18 protein-coding genes are annotated in these 16679 nt (G+C 70.7%); 11 read left to right on the forward strand and 7 right to left on the reverse strand.

What is annotated here, in order from left to right; genetic code table 11:
- The first annotated feature begins 29 nt into the window (after window positions 1-29).
- The 4 genes from IG99_RS28170 (at window position 30) to IG99_RS28190 (ending at window position 3519) form a co-directional block, all read left to right on the forward strand.
- Window positions 30-950: a ribokinase gene (locus IG99_RS28170; protein ID WP_037678503.1), complete on the forward strand. Its 921-nt coding sequence runs from the start codon at window positions 30-32 to the stop codon at window positions 948-950.
- Window positions 947-1336 (forward strand): D-ribose pyranase, encoded by a 390-nt coding sequence (rbsD, locus tag IG99_RS28175; protein ID WP_037678506.1) that lies wholly within the window; start codon window positions 947-949, stop codon window positions 1334-1336. The genes IG99_RS28170 and rbsD overlap by 4 nt, the downstream gene beginning before the upstream one ends.
- A gap of 514 nt (window positions 1337-1850) precedes the next feature.
- Window positions 1851-2201, forward strand: coding sequence for a hypothetical protein (locus IG99_RS28185; protein WP_037678511.1), 351 nt, complete (start codon window positions 1851-1853; stop codon window positions 2199-2201).
- A gap of 97 nt (window positions 2202-2298) precedes the next feature.
- Window positions 2299-3519 (forward strand): FG-GAP-like repeat-containing protein, encoded by a 1221-nt coding sequence (locus IG99_RS28190; protein WP_037678514.1) that lies wholly within the window; start codon window positions 2299-2301, stop codon window positions 3517-3519.
- Between the two features lie 78 nt (window positions 3520-3597).
- Here the strand turns inward: IG99_RS28190 and IG99_RS28195 are convergent, their stop codons facing one another.
- Complete coding sequence (locus tag IG99_RS28195) at window positions 3598-4038, reverse strand: nuclear transport factor 2 family protein (protein ID WP_037678516.1); 441 nt, start codon at window positions 4036-4038, stop codon at window positions 3598-3600.
- Window positions 4039-4155: 117 nt separating this feature from the next.
- Here IG99_RS28195 and IG99_RS28200 point away from each other — a divergent pair, with 117 nt between their 5' ends.
- Window positions 4156-4770: a TetR/AcrR family transcriptional regulator gene (locus tag IG99_RS28200; protein WP_037678519.1), complete on the forward strand. Its 615-nt coding sequence runs from the start codon at window positions 4156-4158 to the stop codon at window positions 4768-4770.
- A gap of 77 nt (window positions 4771-4847) precedes the next feature.
- Window positions 4848-5321: a carboxymuconolactone decarboxylase family protein gene (locus IG99_RS28205; RefSeq protein ID WP_037678520.1), complete on the forward strand. Its 474-nt coding sequence runs from the start codon at window positions 4848-4850 to the stop codon at window positions 5319-5321.
- Between the two features lie 63 nt (window positions 5322-5384).
- Here the strand turns inward: IG99_RS28205 and IG99_RS28210 are convergent, their stop codons facing one another.
- From IG99_RS28210 to IG99_RS28220, 3 genes are read right to left on the reverse strand one after another with little or no spacing between them, the layout of a single operon-like run.
- Window positions 5385-6185: a sugar phosphate isomerase/epimerase family protein gene (locus IG99_RS28210; protein ID WP_051865984.1), complete on the reverse strand. Its 801-nt coding sequence runs from the start codon at window positions 6183-6185 to the stop codon at window positions 5385-5387.
- A 35-nt stretch (window positions 6186-6220) separates the two neighbouring features.
- Complete coding sequence (locus tag IG99_RS28215; protein WP_037678529.1) at window positions 6221-7375, reverse strand: dihydrodipicolinate synthase family protein; 1155 nt, start codon at window positions 7373-7375, stop codon at window positions 6221-6223.
- On the reverse strand, window positions 7372-8523 hold the full coding sequence (locus IG99_RS28220; protein ID WP_037678533.1) for a Gfo/Idh/MocA family protein: 1152 nt from the start codon (window positions 8521-8523) through the stop codon (window positions 7372-7374). The genes IG99_RS28215 and IG99_RS28220 overlap by 4 nt, the downstream gene beginning before the upstream one ends.
- A 329-nt stretch (window positions 8524-8852) precedes the next feature.
- Here IG99_RS28220 and IG99_RS28225 point away from each other — a divergent pair, with 329 nt between their 5' ends.
- From IG99_RS28225 to IG99_RS46080, 5 genes are all read left to right on the forward strand, one after another.
- Complete coding sequence (locus IG99_RS28225) at window positions 8853-9899, forward strand: LacI family DNA-binding transcriptional regulator (protein ID WP_037678536.1); 1047 nt, start codon at window positions 8853-8855, stop codon at window positions 9897-9899.
- Between the two features lie 222 nt (window positions 9900-10121).
- Window positions 10122-10922, forward strand: a complete 801-nt coding sequence (locus tag IG99_RS28230) for a phosphotransferase (protein ID WP_037678620.1) — start codon at window positions 10122-10124, stop codon at window positions 10920-10922.
- 88 nt (window positions 10923-11010) lie between these two features.
- Complete coding sequence (locus IG99_RS28235; RefSeq protein ID WP_037678539.1) at window positions 11011-12123, forward strand: hypothetical protein; 1113 nt, start codon at window positions 11011-11013, stop codon at window positions 12121-12123.
- Window positions 12063-12554, forward strand: coding sequence for a Uma2 family endonuclease (locus tag IG99_RS28240; protein ID WP_267882568.1), 492 nt, complete (start codon window positions 12063-12065; stop codon window positions 12552-12554). The genes IG99_RS28235 and IG99_RS28240 overlap by 61 nt, the downstream gene beginning before the upstream one ends.
- Before the next feature lie 38 nt (window positions 12555-12592).
- A complete protein-coding gene (locus tag IG99_RS46080) occupies window positions 12593-12745 on the forward strand; it encodes a TetR/AcrR family transcriptional regulator C-terminal domain-containing protein (RefSeq protein ID WP_234311980.1) in 153 nt (50 codons plus the stop codon).
- Window positions 12746-12771: 26 nt separating this feature from the next.
- Here IG99_RS46080 and IG99_RS28245 read toward each other — a convergent pair whose 3' ends face one another.
- From IG99_RS28245 to IG99_RS28255, 3 genes are all read right to left on the reverse strand, one after another.
- The gene (locus IG99_RS28245) at window positions 12772-13794 is read right to left on the reverse strand and encodes an alcohol dehydrogenase catalytic domain-containing protein (protein WP_037678541.1); all 1023 of its coding nucleotides are present in this window, start codon (window positions 13792-13794) and stop codon (window positions 12772-12774) included.
- A 55-nt stretch (window positions 13795-13849) separates the two neighbouring features.
- Entirely contained in the window at window positions 13850-15286 is a 1437-nt protein-coding gene (locus IG99_RS28250) for a carboxylesterase family protein (RefSeq protein ID WP_037678544.1), read from the reverse strand.
- Between the two features lie 453 nt (window positions 15287-15739).
- Window positions 15740-16675, reverse strand: a complete 936-nt coding sequence (locus IG99_RS28255; protein WP_037678547.1) for a helix-turn-helix domain-containing protein — start codon at window positions 16673-16675, stop codon at window positions 15740-15742.
- Between the last annotated feature and the right edge of the window lie 4 nt (window positions 16676-16679).

Consider the following 16679-nt stretch of genomic DNA (forward strand, 5'->3'; position numbering starts at 1 on the left):
CACAGGCACGTACACAGGGGAGTCAACTCATGTACGACTACGACCTGTTGGTCGTAGGGTCGGCCAACGCCGACCTGGTGATCGGCGTGGAGCGGCGGCCGGAGGCCGGGGAAACGGTGCTCGGCTCCGACCTGGCCGTCCACCCGGGCGGCAAGGGCGCGAACCAGGCCGTCGCCGCGGCCCGTCTCGGCGCCCGTACGGCCCTGCTGGCCCGCATCGGCGACGACGCGCACGGGCGGCTGCTGCTGGACTCCCAGCGGGAGGCCGGCGTCGACACGGTGGGCGTCCTGGTCGGCGGCGCGCCGACCGGGGTCGCGCTGATCACGGTGGACCCGTCGGGCGACAACAGCATCGTGGTGTCCCCGGGTGCGAACGGCCGGCTGACGCCGGAGGACGTCCGGGCCGCCGGTGGCCTCTTCCACGCGTCGCGCGTGGTCTCGACCCAGCTGGAGATCCCGCTGGAGACGGTGGTGGAGGTCGTACGGAGTCTGCCCGAGGGAAGCCGCTTCGTCCTGAACCCGTCCCCGCCTCGCCCGCTCCCCTCCGAGGTCCTCGCGGCCTGCGACCCGTTGATCGTCAACGAGCACGAGGCGCGGGTGATCCTGGGCGAGTCCTGCGTGAGCGACCGGCCCGAGGACTGGGCCCGGCTGCTGCTGGCCAAGGGGCCGCGGTCGGTGGTCGTGACGCTGGGTGCGGAGGGGGCGCTGGTGGCGTCCTCGGCCGGGGTCGCGCGGGTGGCGTCGGTGCAGGTGGACGCCGTGGACACGACCGGCGCGGGTGACGCGTTCACGGCGGCGCTGGCGTGGCGGCTCGGTGCGGGTTCCGCTCTCGCGGAGGCGGCGGCGTACGCGGCACGGGTGGGCGCGGCGGCGGTGACGCGGCGGGGGGCGCAGGAGTCGTTCCCCACGGCGGCGGAGGTCGAGGGGCCGGCGGGGGTCGAGGGGCTGTGAAGAAGGGCGGAATCCTGAACCGGCATCTCGCGGGCGCCCTGGCCGAGCTGGGCCACGGGGACGGGGTGCTGGTGTGCGACGCGGGCATGCCGATACCGGACGGCCCGCGCGTGGTGGACCTGGCGTTCCGGGCCGGGGTGCCGTCTTTCGCGGAGGTGTTGGAGGGGCTGCTGACCGAGCTGGTGGTGGAGGGCGCGACGGCGGCGGAGGAGGTGCGGGCGGCGAATCCTTCGGCGGCGGCGCTGCTGGACGGTCGCTTTCCCGAGCTGGCGCTGGTGTCCCACGAGCGGCTGAAGGAGCTGTCGGCCGGGGCGCGGCTGGTGGTGCGGACGGGGGAGGCCCGGCCGTACGCGAACGTGCTGCTGAGGTGCGGGGTCTTCTTCTGACCCGGTTGTGGATGATTCGAGGGGGCCCGGTCCGTCGACCGGGCCCCCTCGGCTTTTCCCCTCCACGATCAGAACCCCCGCGATCCCCCCGGATCCCCCTCCAGAAGTCCTGACGCCATGTATGACCCTCTGGATGGGGAAAGGGTTGCATCCCCGTTCCGTTTTCTTTCCGGAGTTTTTTCAGGCTCCACACCCTACGCCGACGGAAAGCCGTACCTCGTCGCCCTCCCGCACCGCCCCACCCGTCACGACCTGCGCGGAGCCCCTCGGGACGTCACGTCACGCCCCACGAGCGCCGAGAGCGTTGTGGACGTCGGCGTCGGAGTCCTGCCAGCTCTGGCCGTCCGGGGCGGAGATACGAGACCTTCCCCGTCTCCCGGTCGACCAACGCGAACCGCCGGTCACCGTCGAGGCCCGGTCGGTCACCTCGACGCCGGCGACTGTGTGGCTGAACACCATGCATCCTCCCCTGGAGCGGGAGGAGTTCGGAGCCGTGTCCACGTAAGTTGGCCGCATGGCTTCCGTACTTGTTGTCGGTTACGACCCGCAGGCGATACCCGGCGTCGACGGGAAGGCCCTTCGTACGGCCCTCGATGCCGAGTTGGAGCGGTTCGGGGAGCACGGCGTCGACGCGGGCATGACGCTGCTCGTGTTCGACGGCTCGGCCGAGACGACCCTCGTCGCGTCGTTGACCGAGCGTCCGTGGGACGTGATCGTCGTCGGGGGCGGGATCCGCAAGACGGAGCAATTGCTTCCGCTCTTCGAGCAGATCGTGAACCTGGTCCGCCGGCACGCGCCGCAGGCCGCCATCGCGTTCAACACCAGCGGTGGCGACAGCGTCGAGGCGGCGCAGCGCTGGCTCTGAGGCCGGGTGACCTGGGGAGATCCTTCTGCTCCTGGCAAGGTATCTTCCTCCCGCGGCGCGTCGAGCGTTTCTCCGCGTCGCGTCAGGGAGGGAAGACATGCGTATATCACCGCTTCGGCGCCTGGCCACGCTGGCCACGACGCTGGGGCTCACCTCGCTCGGGCTGCTCGGTGCGGGCGCGGCGCCCGCGCAGGCCGCGATCAGCGACTGCCCGGCGGGCTATTTCTGTGCCTGGAAGACCATGGACGGCACGGGCACCATGTTCAAGACGAACACGAACAAGGCGACGCTGGGGAGCTGGGACAACACGTTCCAGTCCGTCGTGAACCGCACGTCCGAGTTCGCCTGTCTGCACGACGAGCCGAACTACGAACGGACCGTCGGCGTCTCGGTGTGGGACCCCGACCCCGCGGGTACCGAGTGGGGCCACTCGGATCCCACCGTGAGCTCGGTGAGCCTCGTCCCCACCGCCCGGGAGTGCAACTTCCCGGCCTACCCCGAGTGGTACACGTCGGCCGCGCCCCAGGCGTCCGGCTTCGGTGATCTGAACGCCGACCTCCAGGCCGACGTCCTGGTCCGGGACAAGGCGGGTCGGCTGTGGTTCCTGCGCGGCGACGGCAGCGGGCAACTGGTCGGCAAGAGCGGCTGGAACGCCATGAACGCCCTCGTCCGGCACGGCGACTTCAGCGGTGACGGCCGGGAGGACGTGATCGCCCGCGAGGCGTCCACCGGGAAGCTGTGGCTCTACCCGGGCGCCGGCAACGGCAGCCTCGGTACCCGCAAGCTCATCGGCAACGGCGGCTGGAACGCCATGAGCCGGGTCGTCTCCTACGGTGACCTCTCCGGTGACGGCCGCTCGGACGTGCTGGCCGTCGAGAAGGCCACCGGCAAGCTCTGGCTGTACCCCGGCACCGGTACGGGCACCCTCGCGGCACGCAAGCTCATCGGCAACAGCGGCTGGAACGGCATGAGTGCCCTGGTCGGGGCGGGCGACATGAACGGTGACGGCCGTGCGGACCTGATCGCCCGCCAGGCCTCCACCGGGCAGCTGTGGCTGTACCCGGGCAAGGCCGGGGCCCTCGGGTCCCGTGTGCTGATCGGCAACAGCGGCTGGAACGTCATGGACTCGTTCCTGGGCCTCGGTGATGTCACCGGCGACGGCCGTGCCGACCTCGTCGCCATCACCAAGAGCAGCTACCGCGGCGAAAGCTGCCGCGGTGTCGGTTGCCTGCTCGTGTACCCGGGCCGCGGCAACGGCACGCTGGGCTCCCGCGCGGAGACGGCCGGCGACTGGTTTGCCCTGAACGGCTTCCTCTGAGCGAGTGGCCGACCGGACCGAAGGGCCGCTGCCTCCGGGTGGCGGCCCTTCGCAGGTGCGGATCTCACCGGCGGGCTGCTACGAACGATCCAGGGCCTCGACCAGCGCGTCGAGCCTGCCGCGCACCCGGGCTGCCGTCACGTGATCGAAGTAGTCGCGTGAGCTGACGATCTCACCGTTGCGCACCCGCAGCACGAAAACGCCGGGCAGCGCGAAGGGTTCCCCCGTCTCCACGACGGTTCCCCGGTATTCGAACTCGGCCACGATCACCTCGGGATCGGTCGTCTCGTGAATCGTGATGTTGGTTGCCACCCGGTCCAGTCGAGGGCCCTCGCCGGTCGGCCTGAAGTGCTCGCGCAGTTCGTCCCGGGTACGGAGCGCGGCGGCCCGGAGCGGGTCGAACGGGTGCACGACGTGAGTCTGCTCCGCGTACAGGTCGGGCAGCTCGTGCCAACGGCCCTCCGCGACGCCGTTCACCAGCGCGAGGAAGACCTCGCTGGGGCTGAGGACTTGGGTCATGGCACTCTCCCGTCATCGGCCCCGACACACCATCGGGGCGGCGAACTACCATCCGAAGTCGCGACTCCGACTATACGGAGTCGCGACTTCGGATACTGGCGAACGGGTGAGTGAGCGATGAGCAACAACCGAGAGCCCGACGGCAGACGTCCGCAACGCGCCGACGCGCGAACCAACCGCGAGCGCATCCTGAACGTCGCCGAGGAGGTCTTCGGCAACGGCGGCGAGTCCGCGTCCACCGAGGAGGTGGCCCGCCTGGCGGGCGTCGGCATCGCCACCGTCTTCCGGCACTTCCCCACCAAGGCGGCGTTGCTGGAGGCCGTACTGGTCCAGCGGTTCGACCGCCTGCGCGAGCAGGCCGACGCTCTGCGGGACGCCACGGAACCGGGCCCGGCGTTCTTCGACTTCTTCAGCCGTCTCGTCGCCGACGCGGCCGGCAAGATCGCCATCTCCGAGGCCCTGCTCAAGGCCAGCGGCGACAACGAGGGTGACGCCGCTCGGGCGTCCGAGGGGCTGCGGCGTGCCGTCGGTGCCCTGCTCCAGCATGCCCAGCGCGCCGGCGCGGTCCGAGGCGACGTAGCACTGCCCGAGGTGTACGCCCTGCTGGTCGGCGCCTCCCGAGCGGCCGCCCACGCCCACCTCGACAAGGACGTACGGGACCGGATGCTCGCCGTCGTCTTCGACGGTCTCCAGCCACCGACCGGTCGTGCGCGCGGCGGCGGGAAAATCTGACCCGGCAGACCTGTCACATCCGGGCGAGCCCCGGTGTCTAAGAGGTGTAACCCACCACGACGACACAGGAGTTCACCATGGACGCTCGCTTGGACCTCTTCGGCAACCCGGTCGCGGCCAAGTTCTTCCGGTACATCAACTCGGCGGGCAAGGCGATCGCGGACTCGACCCTGCCGAGCGCCACGCAGGAGCTGGTGAAGATCCGGGCCAGCCAGATCAACGGCTGCGGCTTCTGCACCGACATGCACACCAAGGACGCCACCGCGGCCGGGGAGACCGCACAGCGCCTCCACATGGTCGCGGCCTGGAGAGAGGCGAAGGTGTTCACGGACGCCGAGCGCGCAGCGCTGGAGCTGACGGAGCAGGGCACCCGTATCGCCGACGCGGCCGGTGGGGTCACGGACGCGGCCTGGGAGAACGCGGCCAAGCACTACGACGAGGACCAGCTCGCCGCCCTGGTCTCCCTCATCGCCCTCATCAACGCGTACAACCGCGTGAACGTCATCGTCCAGCAGCCCGCAGGCGACTACCAGCCCGGCATGTTCGGATGACCACATGTCGAGGGGTGGCCGGGGGCCCACAGCGCGTGGGCCCCCGGCCACCCCTCGACAACGTCAGCGGTCCACGTGCTCCACGAACCGCGCCGCCGTCTCCGCCAGCACCTCGCGGCCGTCACGGGCCCACAGGCCGTCGTTGAACAGCTCGACCTCGATGGGGCCGGTGTAGCCGGCGGCCTCGACGTAGCGCTGCCACTCGCGCATGTCGATCGCGCCGTCACCGATCTGACCGCGTCCGGTGAGCACACCCTCCGGCAACGGGGTCGTCCAGTCGGCGAGTTGGAAGGTGTGGATACGACCGCCCGCACCCGCCCGCGCGATCTGCTCCGGCGCCGTGTCGTCCCACCAGATGTGGTACGTGTCCACTGTCACGCCCACCTGGTGCGCGGGGAAGCGTTCCGCGAGGTCCAGGGCCTGGCCGAGAGTGGAGACCACACAGCGGTCGGAGGCGTACATCGGGTGCAGCGGCTCGATGGCCAGCTTCACACCGTGCTGCTCCGCGTACGGGCCCAGCTCGGCCAGCGCGTCGGCGATCCGCTCCCGCGCGCCCCGCAGGTCCTTCGAACCGGCCGGCAGACCGCCGGAGACCAGGACGAGCACGTCCGTGCCCAGGGTCGCCGCCTCGTCGATCGCGCGGCGGTTGTCGGCCAGGGCCCGCGCGCGTTCCTGCGGGTCGATCGCCGTGAAGAAACCGCCACGGCACAGGGTCGTGACCGTCAGGCCCGCGTCCCGGACCAGCTTGGCCGTCGCCTCCAGACCGTACGTCTGGACCGGCTCCCGCCACAGCCCGACGCCCGGCACTCCCAGCTCCAGGCAGGCGTCGACCAGTTCCGGCATCGACAGCTGCTTGACCGTCATCTGGTTGATGCTGAAGCGGGCGAGATCGGCGGCGCTCACTGGGACACTCCGTACAGGGCGAGCAGGTTCTTCATCCGCTCCTCCGCCAGCTTCGGGTCCGGGAACAGGCCCAGTCCGTCGGCGAGTTCGTAGGCACGGCTGAAGTGCGGGAGGGAACGGGCCGACTGGAGGCCGCCCACCATGGTGAAGTGGGACTGGTGGCCGGCCAGCCAGGCCAGGAAGACCACACCCGTCTTGTAGAAGCGGGTGGGGGCCTGGAAGAGGTGCCGGGACAGTTCGACCGTCGGGTCCAGGAGGTTACGGAACCCGGCCACGTTCCCCGTGTCCAGCACCCGTACCGCCTCCGCGGCCAACGGGCCCAGCGGGTCGAAGATGCCGAGCAGTGCGTGGCTGAAGCCCTGCTCGTCACCCGCGATCAGCTCGGGGTAGTTGAAGTCGTCGCCCGTGTAGCAGCGCACACCCTGCGGCAGCCGGCGGCGGATGTCGATCTCGCGCTGGGCCTCCAGGAGTGAGACCTTGATGCCGTCGACCTTGTCCGGGTGGGCTGCGATGACCTCCAGGAAGGTGTCCGTGGCCGCGTCCAGGTCGGACGAGCCCCAGTAGCCCTCGAGCGCCGGGTCGAACATCGGGCCCAGCCAGTGCAGGATCACCGGCTCGGCGGACTGGCGCAGCAGGTGGCCGTAGACCTCCAGGTAGTCCTCGGGGCCCTTGGCGGCGGCCGCCAGGGCGCGGGAGGCCATCAGGATGGCCTGGGCGCCGGAGGCCTCGACGAGGGCGAGCTGCTCCTCGTAGGCCGCGCGGACCTCGTCCAGCGTCGCCGGGCCGGTCAGCTGGTCGGTGCCGACACCGCAGGCGATCAGACCGCCGACCGCCTTGGCCTCGGCGGCGCTGCGGCGGATCAGCTCGGCAGCGCCCGCCCAGTCCAGGCCCATGCCGCGCTGTGCGGTGTCCATGGCCTCGGCGACGCCGAGTCCCTGGGACCACAGGTGGCGGCGGAAGGCGAGGGTCGCGTCCCAGTCGACCGCGGCGGGCGAGTCGGGCGTCACGTCCGCGTACGGGTCGGCGACGACGTGCGCCGCCGAGAACACCGTACGGGAGGTGAAGGGTGAGCCGGTGGAGACGGCGAGGGGTTCCGTGCGGGGCTCGTAGGTCCGCAACCGGCCGTTCGTGTCTGGCAGTTGGATGGTCACAGCGAGATCTCCGGGACGTCGAGACGGCGGCCCTCGACCGACGACTTCAGGCCCAGCTCGGCGAGCTGGACGCCACGGGCGCCGGCGAGCAGGTCCCAGTGGTAGTCGGCGCCGGCGTAGACGTGCCTGAGGAACAGCTCCCACTGGGCCTTGAAGCCGTTGTCGAAGTCCGCGTTGTCGGGCACTTCCTGCCACTGGTCGCGGAAGACCTCGGTGGCCGGGATGTCCGGGTTCCAGACGGGCTTGGGGGTGGCGCTGCGGTGCTGCACGCGGCAGTTACGCAGGCCGGCGACCGCCGAGCCCTCGGTGCCGTCGACCTGGAACTCGACCAGCTCGTCACGGTTGACGCGGACGGCCCAGGAGGAGTTGATCTGGGCGATGGCGCCGCCGTCGAGCTCGAAGATGCCGTAGGCGGCGTCGTCGGCGGTGGCGTCGTAGGGCTTGCCGTTCTCGTCCCAGCGCTGCGGGATGTGGGTGGTGGCGATGGCCTGGACGGACTTCACGCGGCCGAACAGCTCGTGGAGCACGTACTCCCAGTGCGGGAACATGTCGACGACGATGCCGCCGCCGTCCTCGGCGCGGTAGTTCCAGGACGGGCGCTGGGCGGCCTGCCAGTCGCCCTCGAAGACCCAGTAGCCGAACTCGCCGCGCACGGAGAGGATCCGGCCGAAGAAGCCGCCGTCGATGAGGCGCTTCAGCTTGAGCAGGCCGGGGAGGAAGAGCTTGTCCTGGACGACACCGTGCTTGATGCCGGCCTCGTTGGCGATCCGGGCCAGCTCCAGGGCACCTTCGAGGCCGGTCGCCGTCGGCTTCTCCGTGTAGATGTGCTTGCCGGCGGCGATCGCCTTCTTGATCGCCTCCTCGCGGGCGGAGGTGACCTGGGCGTCGAAGTAGATGTCGACGGTCGGGTCGGCGAGGACCGCGTCCACGTCCGTCGAGACGTGCTCCAGGCCGTGCTGCTCGGCCAGCGACTTCAGCACGTGCTCCCGGCGGCCGACCAGGATCGGTTCCGGCCACAGCACGGTGCCGTCGCCGAGGTCGAGGCCGCCCTGCTCGCGAATGGCCAGGATGGAGCGGACCAGGTGCTGGCGGTAGCCCATGCGCCCGGTCACACCGTTCATGGCGATACGCACCGTCTTGCGTGTCACGGCTGTCCCTTCGTAGATGTCGTACGCAGCGTCGTACGCGAATGTGCGCGCCCCGTACGCCCCTACTGATGAGCGTGACAGCAAGCGCTTTCTATCTAGTGAGAAGCTAGCCTCTGACCAGCGGTCCAGACAAGACCGTGTCCACTCCGAGTTGTTCGAGGGGGCGAACAACTGGGGGCCTTGGCCGTAAGGTCTGCTCGACATTGCTTCGGCATTGCTTCGACATTGCTTGACACGCCCGGAACCATGCCCGCGGGGCGGCCTGTCTACGTGGGCGTACGAGGGCGTACGTGGATGTATGACGAGATGCGCGACCGGAGGACGACGAGATGACGGTGACCCTGGCGGACGTGGCGGCCCGCGCCCAGGTCTCCCCCGCGACGGTGTCGCGCGTACTGAACGGCAACTACCCAGTGGCGGCGACGACCCGGGAGCGGGTGCTGCGGGCGGTGGACGAGCTGGACTACGTGCTCAACGGCCCCGCGAGCGCCCTGGCCGCGGCCACCTCCGACCTGGTCGGCATCCTGGTCAACGACATCGCCGACCCCTTCTTCGGGATCATGGCGAGCGCGATCCAGGCGGAGATCGGCGGCCCGGGCGGCCGCGCGGGCGGGGAGAGACTCGCGGTCGTCTGCAACACCGGGGGCTCCCCGGAACGCGAGCTGACCTATCTCACCCTGCTCCAGCGGCAGCGGGCCGCGGCCGTGGTGCTGACCGGCGGCGCGATCGAGGACGAGCCGCACGCGACGGCCATGGCGTCGAAACTGCGCAAGCTCGGGGACGCCGGGACGCGCGTAGTGCTGTGCGGGCGGCCACCGGCGCCGGACACCCGGGCCATCGCCCTCACCTTCGACAACCGCGGCGGCGGCCGTGAACTCACCGAGCACCTCCTCGGCCTCGGCCACCGGCGCCTCGGCTACATCGCCGGCCCCGAGGAGCGTACGACCACCCGGCACCGGCTGGAGGGCCACCGGGCCGCGCTGGAGGCCGCCGGCATCGACGAGGACCCCCGCTGGACCGTCCACGGCCGCTACGACCGGCGGTCCGGTTACGAGGCGACACTGGAACTGCTGCGCCGGGACCCCTCCCTGACGGCCGTGGTCGCGGCCAACGACTCCGTCGCCCTGGGCGCGTGCGCCGCGCTGCGGGACTCCGGGCTGCGGATCCCCGACGACGTCTCGGTGGCCGGCTTCGACGACCTCCCCTTCAGCATCGACGCGGTGCCTTCCCTGACGACCGTGCGGTTGCCACTGGCCGAGGCGGGGGCCCGGGCGGGGCGGATCGCGATGGGGCGCGAGGAGGCGCCGCCCGGGGGGATCGCGATGATCCGGGGGGAGCTGATGGTGCGGGGGTCCACTGGGGGGCCTCGGGGGTGAAGTGGGGCTCGCCGGGGGCTTGGCGGGCTCGGGGGCGTGGCGGGGCTCGGGGTCGAGGAGTCCCGCACTCGGTCCCTGCTGGAGGCCTCGGAAGTCCCCGACGGCGACAACGTCTTCGTCGCCCCACCTGGATCGACCGTACCGACCTGTACCCGGAGAGGTGACCGATGCCGTTTTGGGGGACCGGCCCGCGCGGGTCGATCCGGCGATAGCGTGATCGTCATGACGGCTGAGGACGAGGCGCTGGTCGGCGGGATGGCGAACGCGGGAGCGGTATTCCGCCGGGGGGAGTTGGTGGAGCGCCCGGCACCGCGCAACGCGCGCGCTCTGCATGCCCATCTCCTTGCGCTGCAGGAGCACGGCTTCGATGGGGCGTCGGCCCCTGTCGGTCTCACCGCGGATGGCCGCGAGCAGCTGACCTTCATCCCAGGCGACGTGGCCCTGCCGCCGTTCCCGGACTGGGCGATGACGAAGACTGCCCTCGAATCGGTGGGGAGCCTGCTGCGGCGCCTGCATGAGACCAGCGCGGCTCTCGCGGTCGACACCCACGCCGAGTGGCCCCGGGACCTGGCCGACCCGGAGGGGGGAACGATGCTGTGCCACAACGACGTGTGCCCGGAGAACGTCGTCTTCCGCGACGGTCGTGCAGCTGCCCTGATCGATTTCGACCTGGCGGCCCCGGGTCGCCCCCTCTGGGACATCGCCATGACCGCCCGCTATTGGGTGCCCGCGCTCGATCCCGTGTCCGCGGCTGCCTACTACCCCTCCGGGCTGGACGCGCCCGCACGGCTGCGGATCCTTGCCGACAGCTATGGCCTCTCGGCGGGGGACCGCGCCGAGTTGCCCGGCGTCATCGAGCAGGCCACGGAGGTCTGCCGGGCCTTCGTCGCCGGCCGCGTGGCCGACGGTGACCCCGTCTATCTCCAGGCACTGGCCGAGCGTGGTGGATGGGAACGCTGGGACCGTATGCAGACGTGGCTGGTGGACCGCCGTAAGACGTTCACGGCTGCCCTGCTGAGCTGAGCGGACAGGACGTTCGAGGGCAAGCTCACGGGGCGTGCTCGGTGCCGCGTTGGCCCGAGCCCCCTTCACTCCCGGACGGAGGACATGTTTGTTCGTTTTCGTGTGTGCGGGATGTGGTGCCGAGTTGACCACCCCGCTGTCCCAGGTCTCACTGCCGGTCCACGCTCGTCAGAAGTACGGCAACGGGGCTCAGCTTCCGGTGCTCATGCAATCAGGGACGTTTGCCGTGGACCCGGACCCTTGGGGAGGGCCATGGCGGACGTGGGACGAGATCGATCCGGGCGAGGCGGAGGCACGCGGCATCTACGCGCCGGTGCACGCCCTGTCCGACAGCACACCCGGGGCGAGCGTCATCGCGCCCGGTGACATCCGCGGAACCCGGCTGATTCCTGAGAAGCGCGGCGGTGCCTGCTGTGGCCTCGACGGAGCCGACGGGCCCAACATGGCCTGCGAGGCATGTGACCTCCCCGTGGCAACCAGGGTCGACGACTGCTCGCTCTGGCAGGCTGTGCGACTCAGCCCGGATGTCGTGCACCGCGTCCCGGTCGACGGTACCCACGCGGCGCCCCTCTCCTGGGCGGAGCTGGCAGAGGAAGGGGAGGAAACACCCCCGTTCGAGCCGATTGCCACGTGGGGAGGACGGTCGGGGTCGAACCACTACTGGTCGTGGAGTCCGCGGTGGGAGGCGGCGGCCGGCCATGCGCTCGCCCACCTGCTGGCGGCCTCCGAAGGGCAGCCGGTGAAGGTCCCCGACGGTCTGACCGCGGACATGTTCCAACGCGCGGTCGACGCCCTGTTGCCCGTAGGTACCCCAAAGCGGCGTGCCGTCCTGGCTGGACCGGGACGGCCCTCCCCCGACGCGGGCGTCGACATCCTCCTCGTACCGGTCCATCCCCAGACGGGTCAGACCTGGACCCCCGTCGGCCCGTCCGCGTCGGCATGCCTGGTGCCCCTGCCGATGGGGGTGTGGCTGTGGCTGGTCTCGCCCCATCCGTACGTGCCAGTTCCCGCGTCGGGCCGCATACCCCAGGACGTACTCCGCGACGACCCGCTCCCTCTGCTCCCCCACTACCTGTTCCGGGCCGACCGGGGAACGTTCCAGCACACCTTGGTCCGGCTGCTGCCGGCCGTTCGCAGCCCGTGGCTGCGCACGATCCTCGAGAACGTCACGCACGGCGCCTCGGCCGGCCTCTTCTGGTAGGACGCTCCCGGCCGGCTCAGCCCCGCTGCGGACCCTGCCTCGACGAGCGAAACCGGCCCGAGCCAGATCTGCTCTTGACGACGGCCGCCCACGACGGCGACCGCACCTGGTTCGCGCCCGATGAGGTGCGACTGGTCATCGAGGTCGTCTCACCCGAGTCTGCGCACCGGGACCGCACGGTCAAGCTCCGCAAGTACGCGGAGGCCAGCATCCCGCACTACTGGTACATCGAGGACGAGGACGGCGCCTCCGTGGTCCATGTCTATGAACTCGACGAACCGACTGGCGCCTACGCGCCCGCCGTCATTTTCCGGGGCACCCTGAAGCGGCCAGTGCCTTTCGAGATCAGCCTGGATCTCGACAAGCTCACCCCGCTGAGGAGCAAGCAGGAGAACCGTTTAGCTCACGGTAAGGACCCACTCACACATTGAAGCGGAACTCCCCCACAACGCTACAGCCGGCATCCGCGGTGGCCGAACAGTTCCTCGGCATGATCTGCGGCCAGCTCCTGTGGCCCCAACTCGTACGGACCGACTTCGTCCCACCCGTCGACCCTGTCGACAGCACGGTCGTGGACGAAGCCGTCGCCCTCATGCTCACCCGCTATCGCGCCCGATCCTGAACCTTGTCGCGTCCCGCGATCCGATTTCAGTCGTCGAGGACGACGACGTGCTTGCCCGGCGTGGTGCCGGACTCAAGGTCAGCCTGGGCATCACGGAGCTGTTCCAGGCCGTGGTAGACCTTCGCGACCGGGACCTTGAGGCGTCCTTCGGTGATCGCCTGGAGCTGGTGGGCGAGGACGTCGGCGGGGAGGTCGGCGGCCTCGCCCGCGTAGCTGGTCAGCCGCACCCCGCCCGGGATCATGTACGGGCTGAAGCCGGAGATCGTCCACTGGCCCGCCAGGGCTCCGGTGAAGCAGACCGTGCCGTGGCGGCGGACGGTGCGGAGGGTGTCGGCGAGGACCGAGCAGCCCACCAGCTCCAGTACGGCGTCGACACCATCCGGCATCAGTACGCGCACCTGGTCGGCGAGGGTTCCGTTGTCCACGAGGGGATGGTCGACGCCCGCCGCCCGCAGTTGCCCGGCCCGCTCCGGGCTGCGGGTGGTGGACAGCACGGTGGCTCCGAAATCCTTCGCGATCGTGGCCGCGCTCAGGCCGACCGTTGAGGTGCCGCCGCGGATCAGCAGCGTCTGGCCGGCCTTGAGGTCCAGGCCGGTGGTCAGCGATCCGTAGGCGGTCTGGAACATCTCCGGCAGCGCGCCGACGACCTCCCACGGCAGGCCGGTCTCGAACGGGATGACCTGCGCCGCCGGGACGGTCACGTACTGGGCGTACGAGCCGTCGTACGAGCGGCCCATGCCGCCCATCATCGTGGCCACCTGATGACCTGGCCGCAGCCCGCTGTCCTCGTCGGCCTCATCGACCACGCCGACGCCCTCGATGCCGGGGATGCGCGGGTAGGTGACCTCGGCGTCCGACTCTCCCTTGCGGGTGGTGACTTCGGATTCGTTGACGCCGAACGCCTTGACCCTGATCCGTACCCAGCCGGGCTTGCGTACGGGCACCGGGACGTCCTTGATCTGAAGTGCGTCCAGGCCACCGGGCCGGGTGACGACGACGGCCCTCATCGTCGCCGGTGCGGCGTCGCCGGCTGCTGTCGGTCGGCTCATGTCGAGTACCTCACTCCGTGTGTCTCGCGCGCTCTTCCGTATCGCCCGCCGTCCCTCAGGGGCGGGCGATGCCTTCCCACAGGTCGAGGGCCTGCTGGTAGTGGGCGGTGCCCTCGAAGGGAGAGTTGCCGACGGTTTCCGCGGTGGGCTTGTCGGTGACGGCGGGCCACAGGCGGGAGTGCTCGCCGGTGGCGAAGTCGAGGACGATGTCGCGGATACGGGTGTCACGCTCGGCCTGCTCCGCACTGCGGCCCGGCCGTTCCTGGCCGACCAAGGCGTACATCTCGGTGCCGTGCACGGCGGGCGCGCCCTCGGCGGGGCCGATCAGGAGGAGGTGAGCATTGCCGCCGGCGGCGGCGTGGGCCAGGGCGCCGCGGGCGGCGGGGAGCGCGAAGAGGTAGTCCGCCATGACCGCGGCGCGGACCTCGGCAGGGGTACGGCCGCCCTGGTCGTAGACATCGACGATCTTCTGCGCGCGGGAGCGGGAAATACGCCACCCCGCGACCTCGTCAACGACGCGGTCGACGGTGCCCGGGTCGAAGCGGTCGAGGTCGTTCGCCACCCACCAGCCCATGTCGTCGCTGGCCATGCTCAGCAGCACGTCCACGTCGCGGTGCGCGCCCGAGGCGAGAACGTCCATGGGGTGAGCGTGCACCACCGCGCCGGGCTGCCCGATGTCCAGGACGACGCCGGTGGCCTGGTTGTCCACCCCGCCACGGACTCCGAGATCCGTCGGGAGGACCTTGCGCAGGGCGTCCCGCAGGGAGACCGCGTCGAGGTCGAGCAGCTTCTCCGGGTTGTCCGCGACACCGAGTTCGATGACGAACCGGTGCGCGAGTTCCTCGGCCCACCAGGCCGGGATGCTGCGGGCGGGCCCGCCGGAGAACCCGGCCAGGCGCCGGTACAGGCCGTCGGCGGAGGAGGCCCCGAGCAGTCCGAAGGTGGAGTAGGCGCCGCCGCTGTGGCCGTAGACGGTGACGTTGTCGGGGTCGCCGCCGAAGTGGGCGATGTTCCGCTGGATCCAGGTGAGCGCGGCGACGATGTCCTGGAGGAAGAGGTTGCTGGCCTGGGCGAGCTTCCCGCCGTATTGCGAGAGCGAGAGCGGGCCCAGGGCGCCGAGCCGGTAGTTGATGGACACGCCCACCACGCGCCCCGTCGCGGCGAGACCGGCGGCGTTCGAGGTGATCTGCGTGTTCGCGCCATACTCGAATCCGCCGCCGTGGATGTACACGGTCACCGGGAGCGCAATGTCGGCCGGCTGCTCGGGAGCCCACACGTTCAGGTTCAGGCAGTCCTCACCCATCCCGCTGTCCGCCTCGAGCCAGTCACCGCTGTCGGGCTGGACGGAGACGACACCCTTACGGTCATAGGGGAGGCCCGGATCGAAGCCCGCGACCACGGGACGGCGGTACCGCTCGGCGGTGGCGTACGGGATCCCCCACCAGGACCGCACCCCTGGTGCAGTCGGAGCCTTGGGAGCGGAGGCGGTCATGACATGTCCTTCCGGCGCGGTTCGGATGCTTCGCGCGGTGAGTCGGCGGCTGGTCGCTCGCGGTGACCTCTCCCATCGTTTCCCGGGATACGACATAGCTCCTGGTGTGCAGCGGTCACCTGGTGGTCAGCATGTGACACTTCCTTACTGGCTTTCTCTCGTGGCCCAGGCAGCCGAGGGGAGGTCGAGTGGACTGGGGTCTGCCATCGGCGGGCCCGGAGGAGCTTGGGAAGTCGGCCGAGCAGGCACGGCATGGGGCGGCGGCACTGGTGAGCTGCCGTCGAGGTCGGGGCCGCAGCGATACGGCAAACGGCTGAAGGGCCGGGCTCTGCCAGCCGGGCTGAAAGCCAGAAGGCGGTGCGAGACCCGGTGTTCGCCACCCACCGCGAGCCGGGCCCCGGCAAGGTGGTCGGCCCGCGGGTGGTCAGAGGTGGGCCAGCCGTCGTGCTCCACTCACGGGTGGGTCGGGGCCTCGCTGGCCGCGAAGGCGGCGGGGGTGAGGCCGGTGCGGTCGCGGAAGAAGCGGCCGAAGTTCGCGGGATCGGTGAAGCCAAGGTGGACCGCCACGGTCCGGGCGTCCCACCGGGCGCCGCCCAGCAGGCGCCGGGCTTCCAAGAGACGCCGCTCGTCGATGAGTTCACGCACCCCCTTGCCCGTGGCCTGCCGGGCGGCACGGCTGAGGGTGCGGACCGAGCAGTCGAGCAACTCGGCATAGTCCGCGGCCTGGTGCAGCTCGCGGAAGTTCAGCTCCAGGGCGTCGAGGAAGCGTCCGTACCTGTCGGCTCGCCCCGTGCCGGCCGTGGCCGTGGCGACCGGGACGATGCCCGGGGAGTTGGCCAGGCGCAGCAGCAGCGATTCGAGCAGGCTGCGGCGCAGGGCGTGGTGGACGTCGAGGGGGCGGCGCCCCAGTGCGCGGTGTTCGTCCAGCAGCTGGAGTGCCGTCTGCTGGAGCCAGGCGATGTCGTCGGGGTGTGGGCTGAGCACCGCCGGGGCCTCGTGCGCGGTGACCGGGGCCAGGAGGCGGGCGAGGTCGGGCCGCAACACGTCCGGTTCGAACAGGAGGAAGGTGCCGCGGGCTGCGCCGGGCGGATGCCAGCACTGCGCGTGCCCGGGACGCACCCACAGCCACTGGCCGGGTGCGACGGTCCGCGTGACGTGGTCGACGTCGTGCAGCAGCTCACCTTCGGTGATGGCGATGAGGTAGTGGAAGGTGGCACGGCCCGGACGGGGCGGGTTCCACGGCCAGTCGTCGTGCTGGGCGAAGAAATCCTCGACGGTACTCACTTCCAGGCCGTAGGGAGTACCGACCGGGGGCGCGAAGCCGTACAGCGGAACCGCAGCTGGTCCGGCCTGCCCGCGGGGCCCGGAGTGTCGCTTATCGACCACCATGTGT

The sequence above is a fragment of the Streptomyces griseus subsp. griseus genome, assembly GCF_000720255.1.
In the GTDB taxonomy this organism is placed as follows: domain Bacteria; phylum Actinomycetota; class Actinomycetes; order Streptomycetales; family Streptomycetaceae; genus Streptomyces; species Streptomyces griseus_I.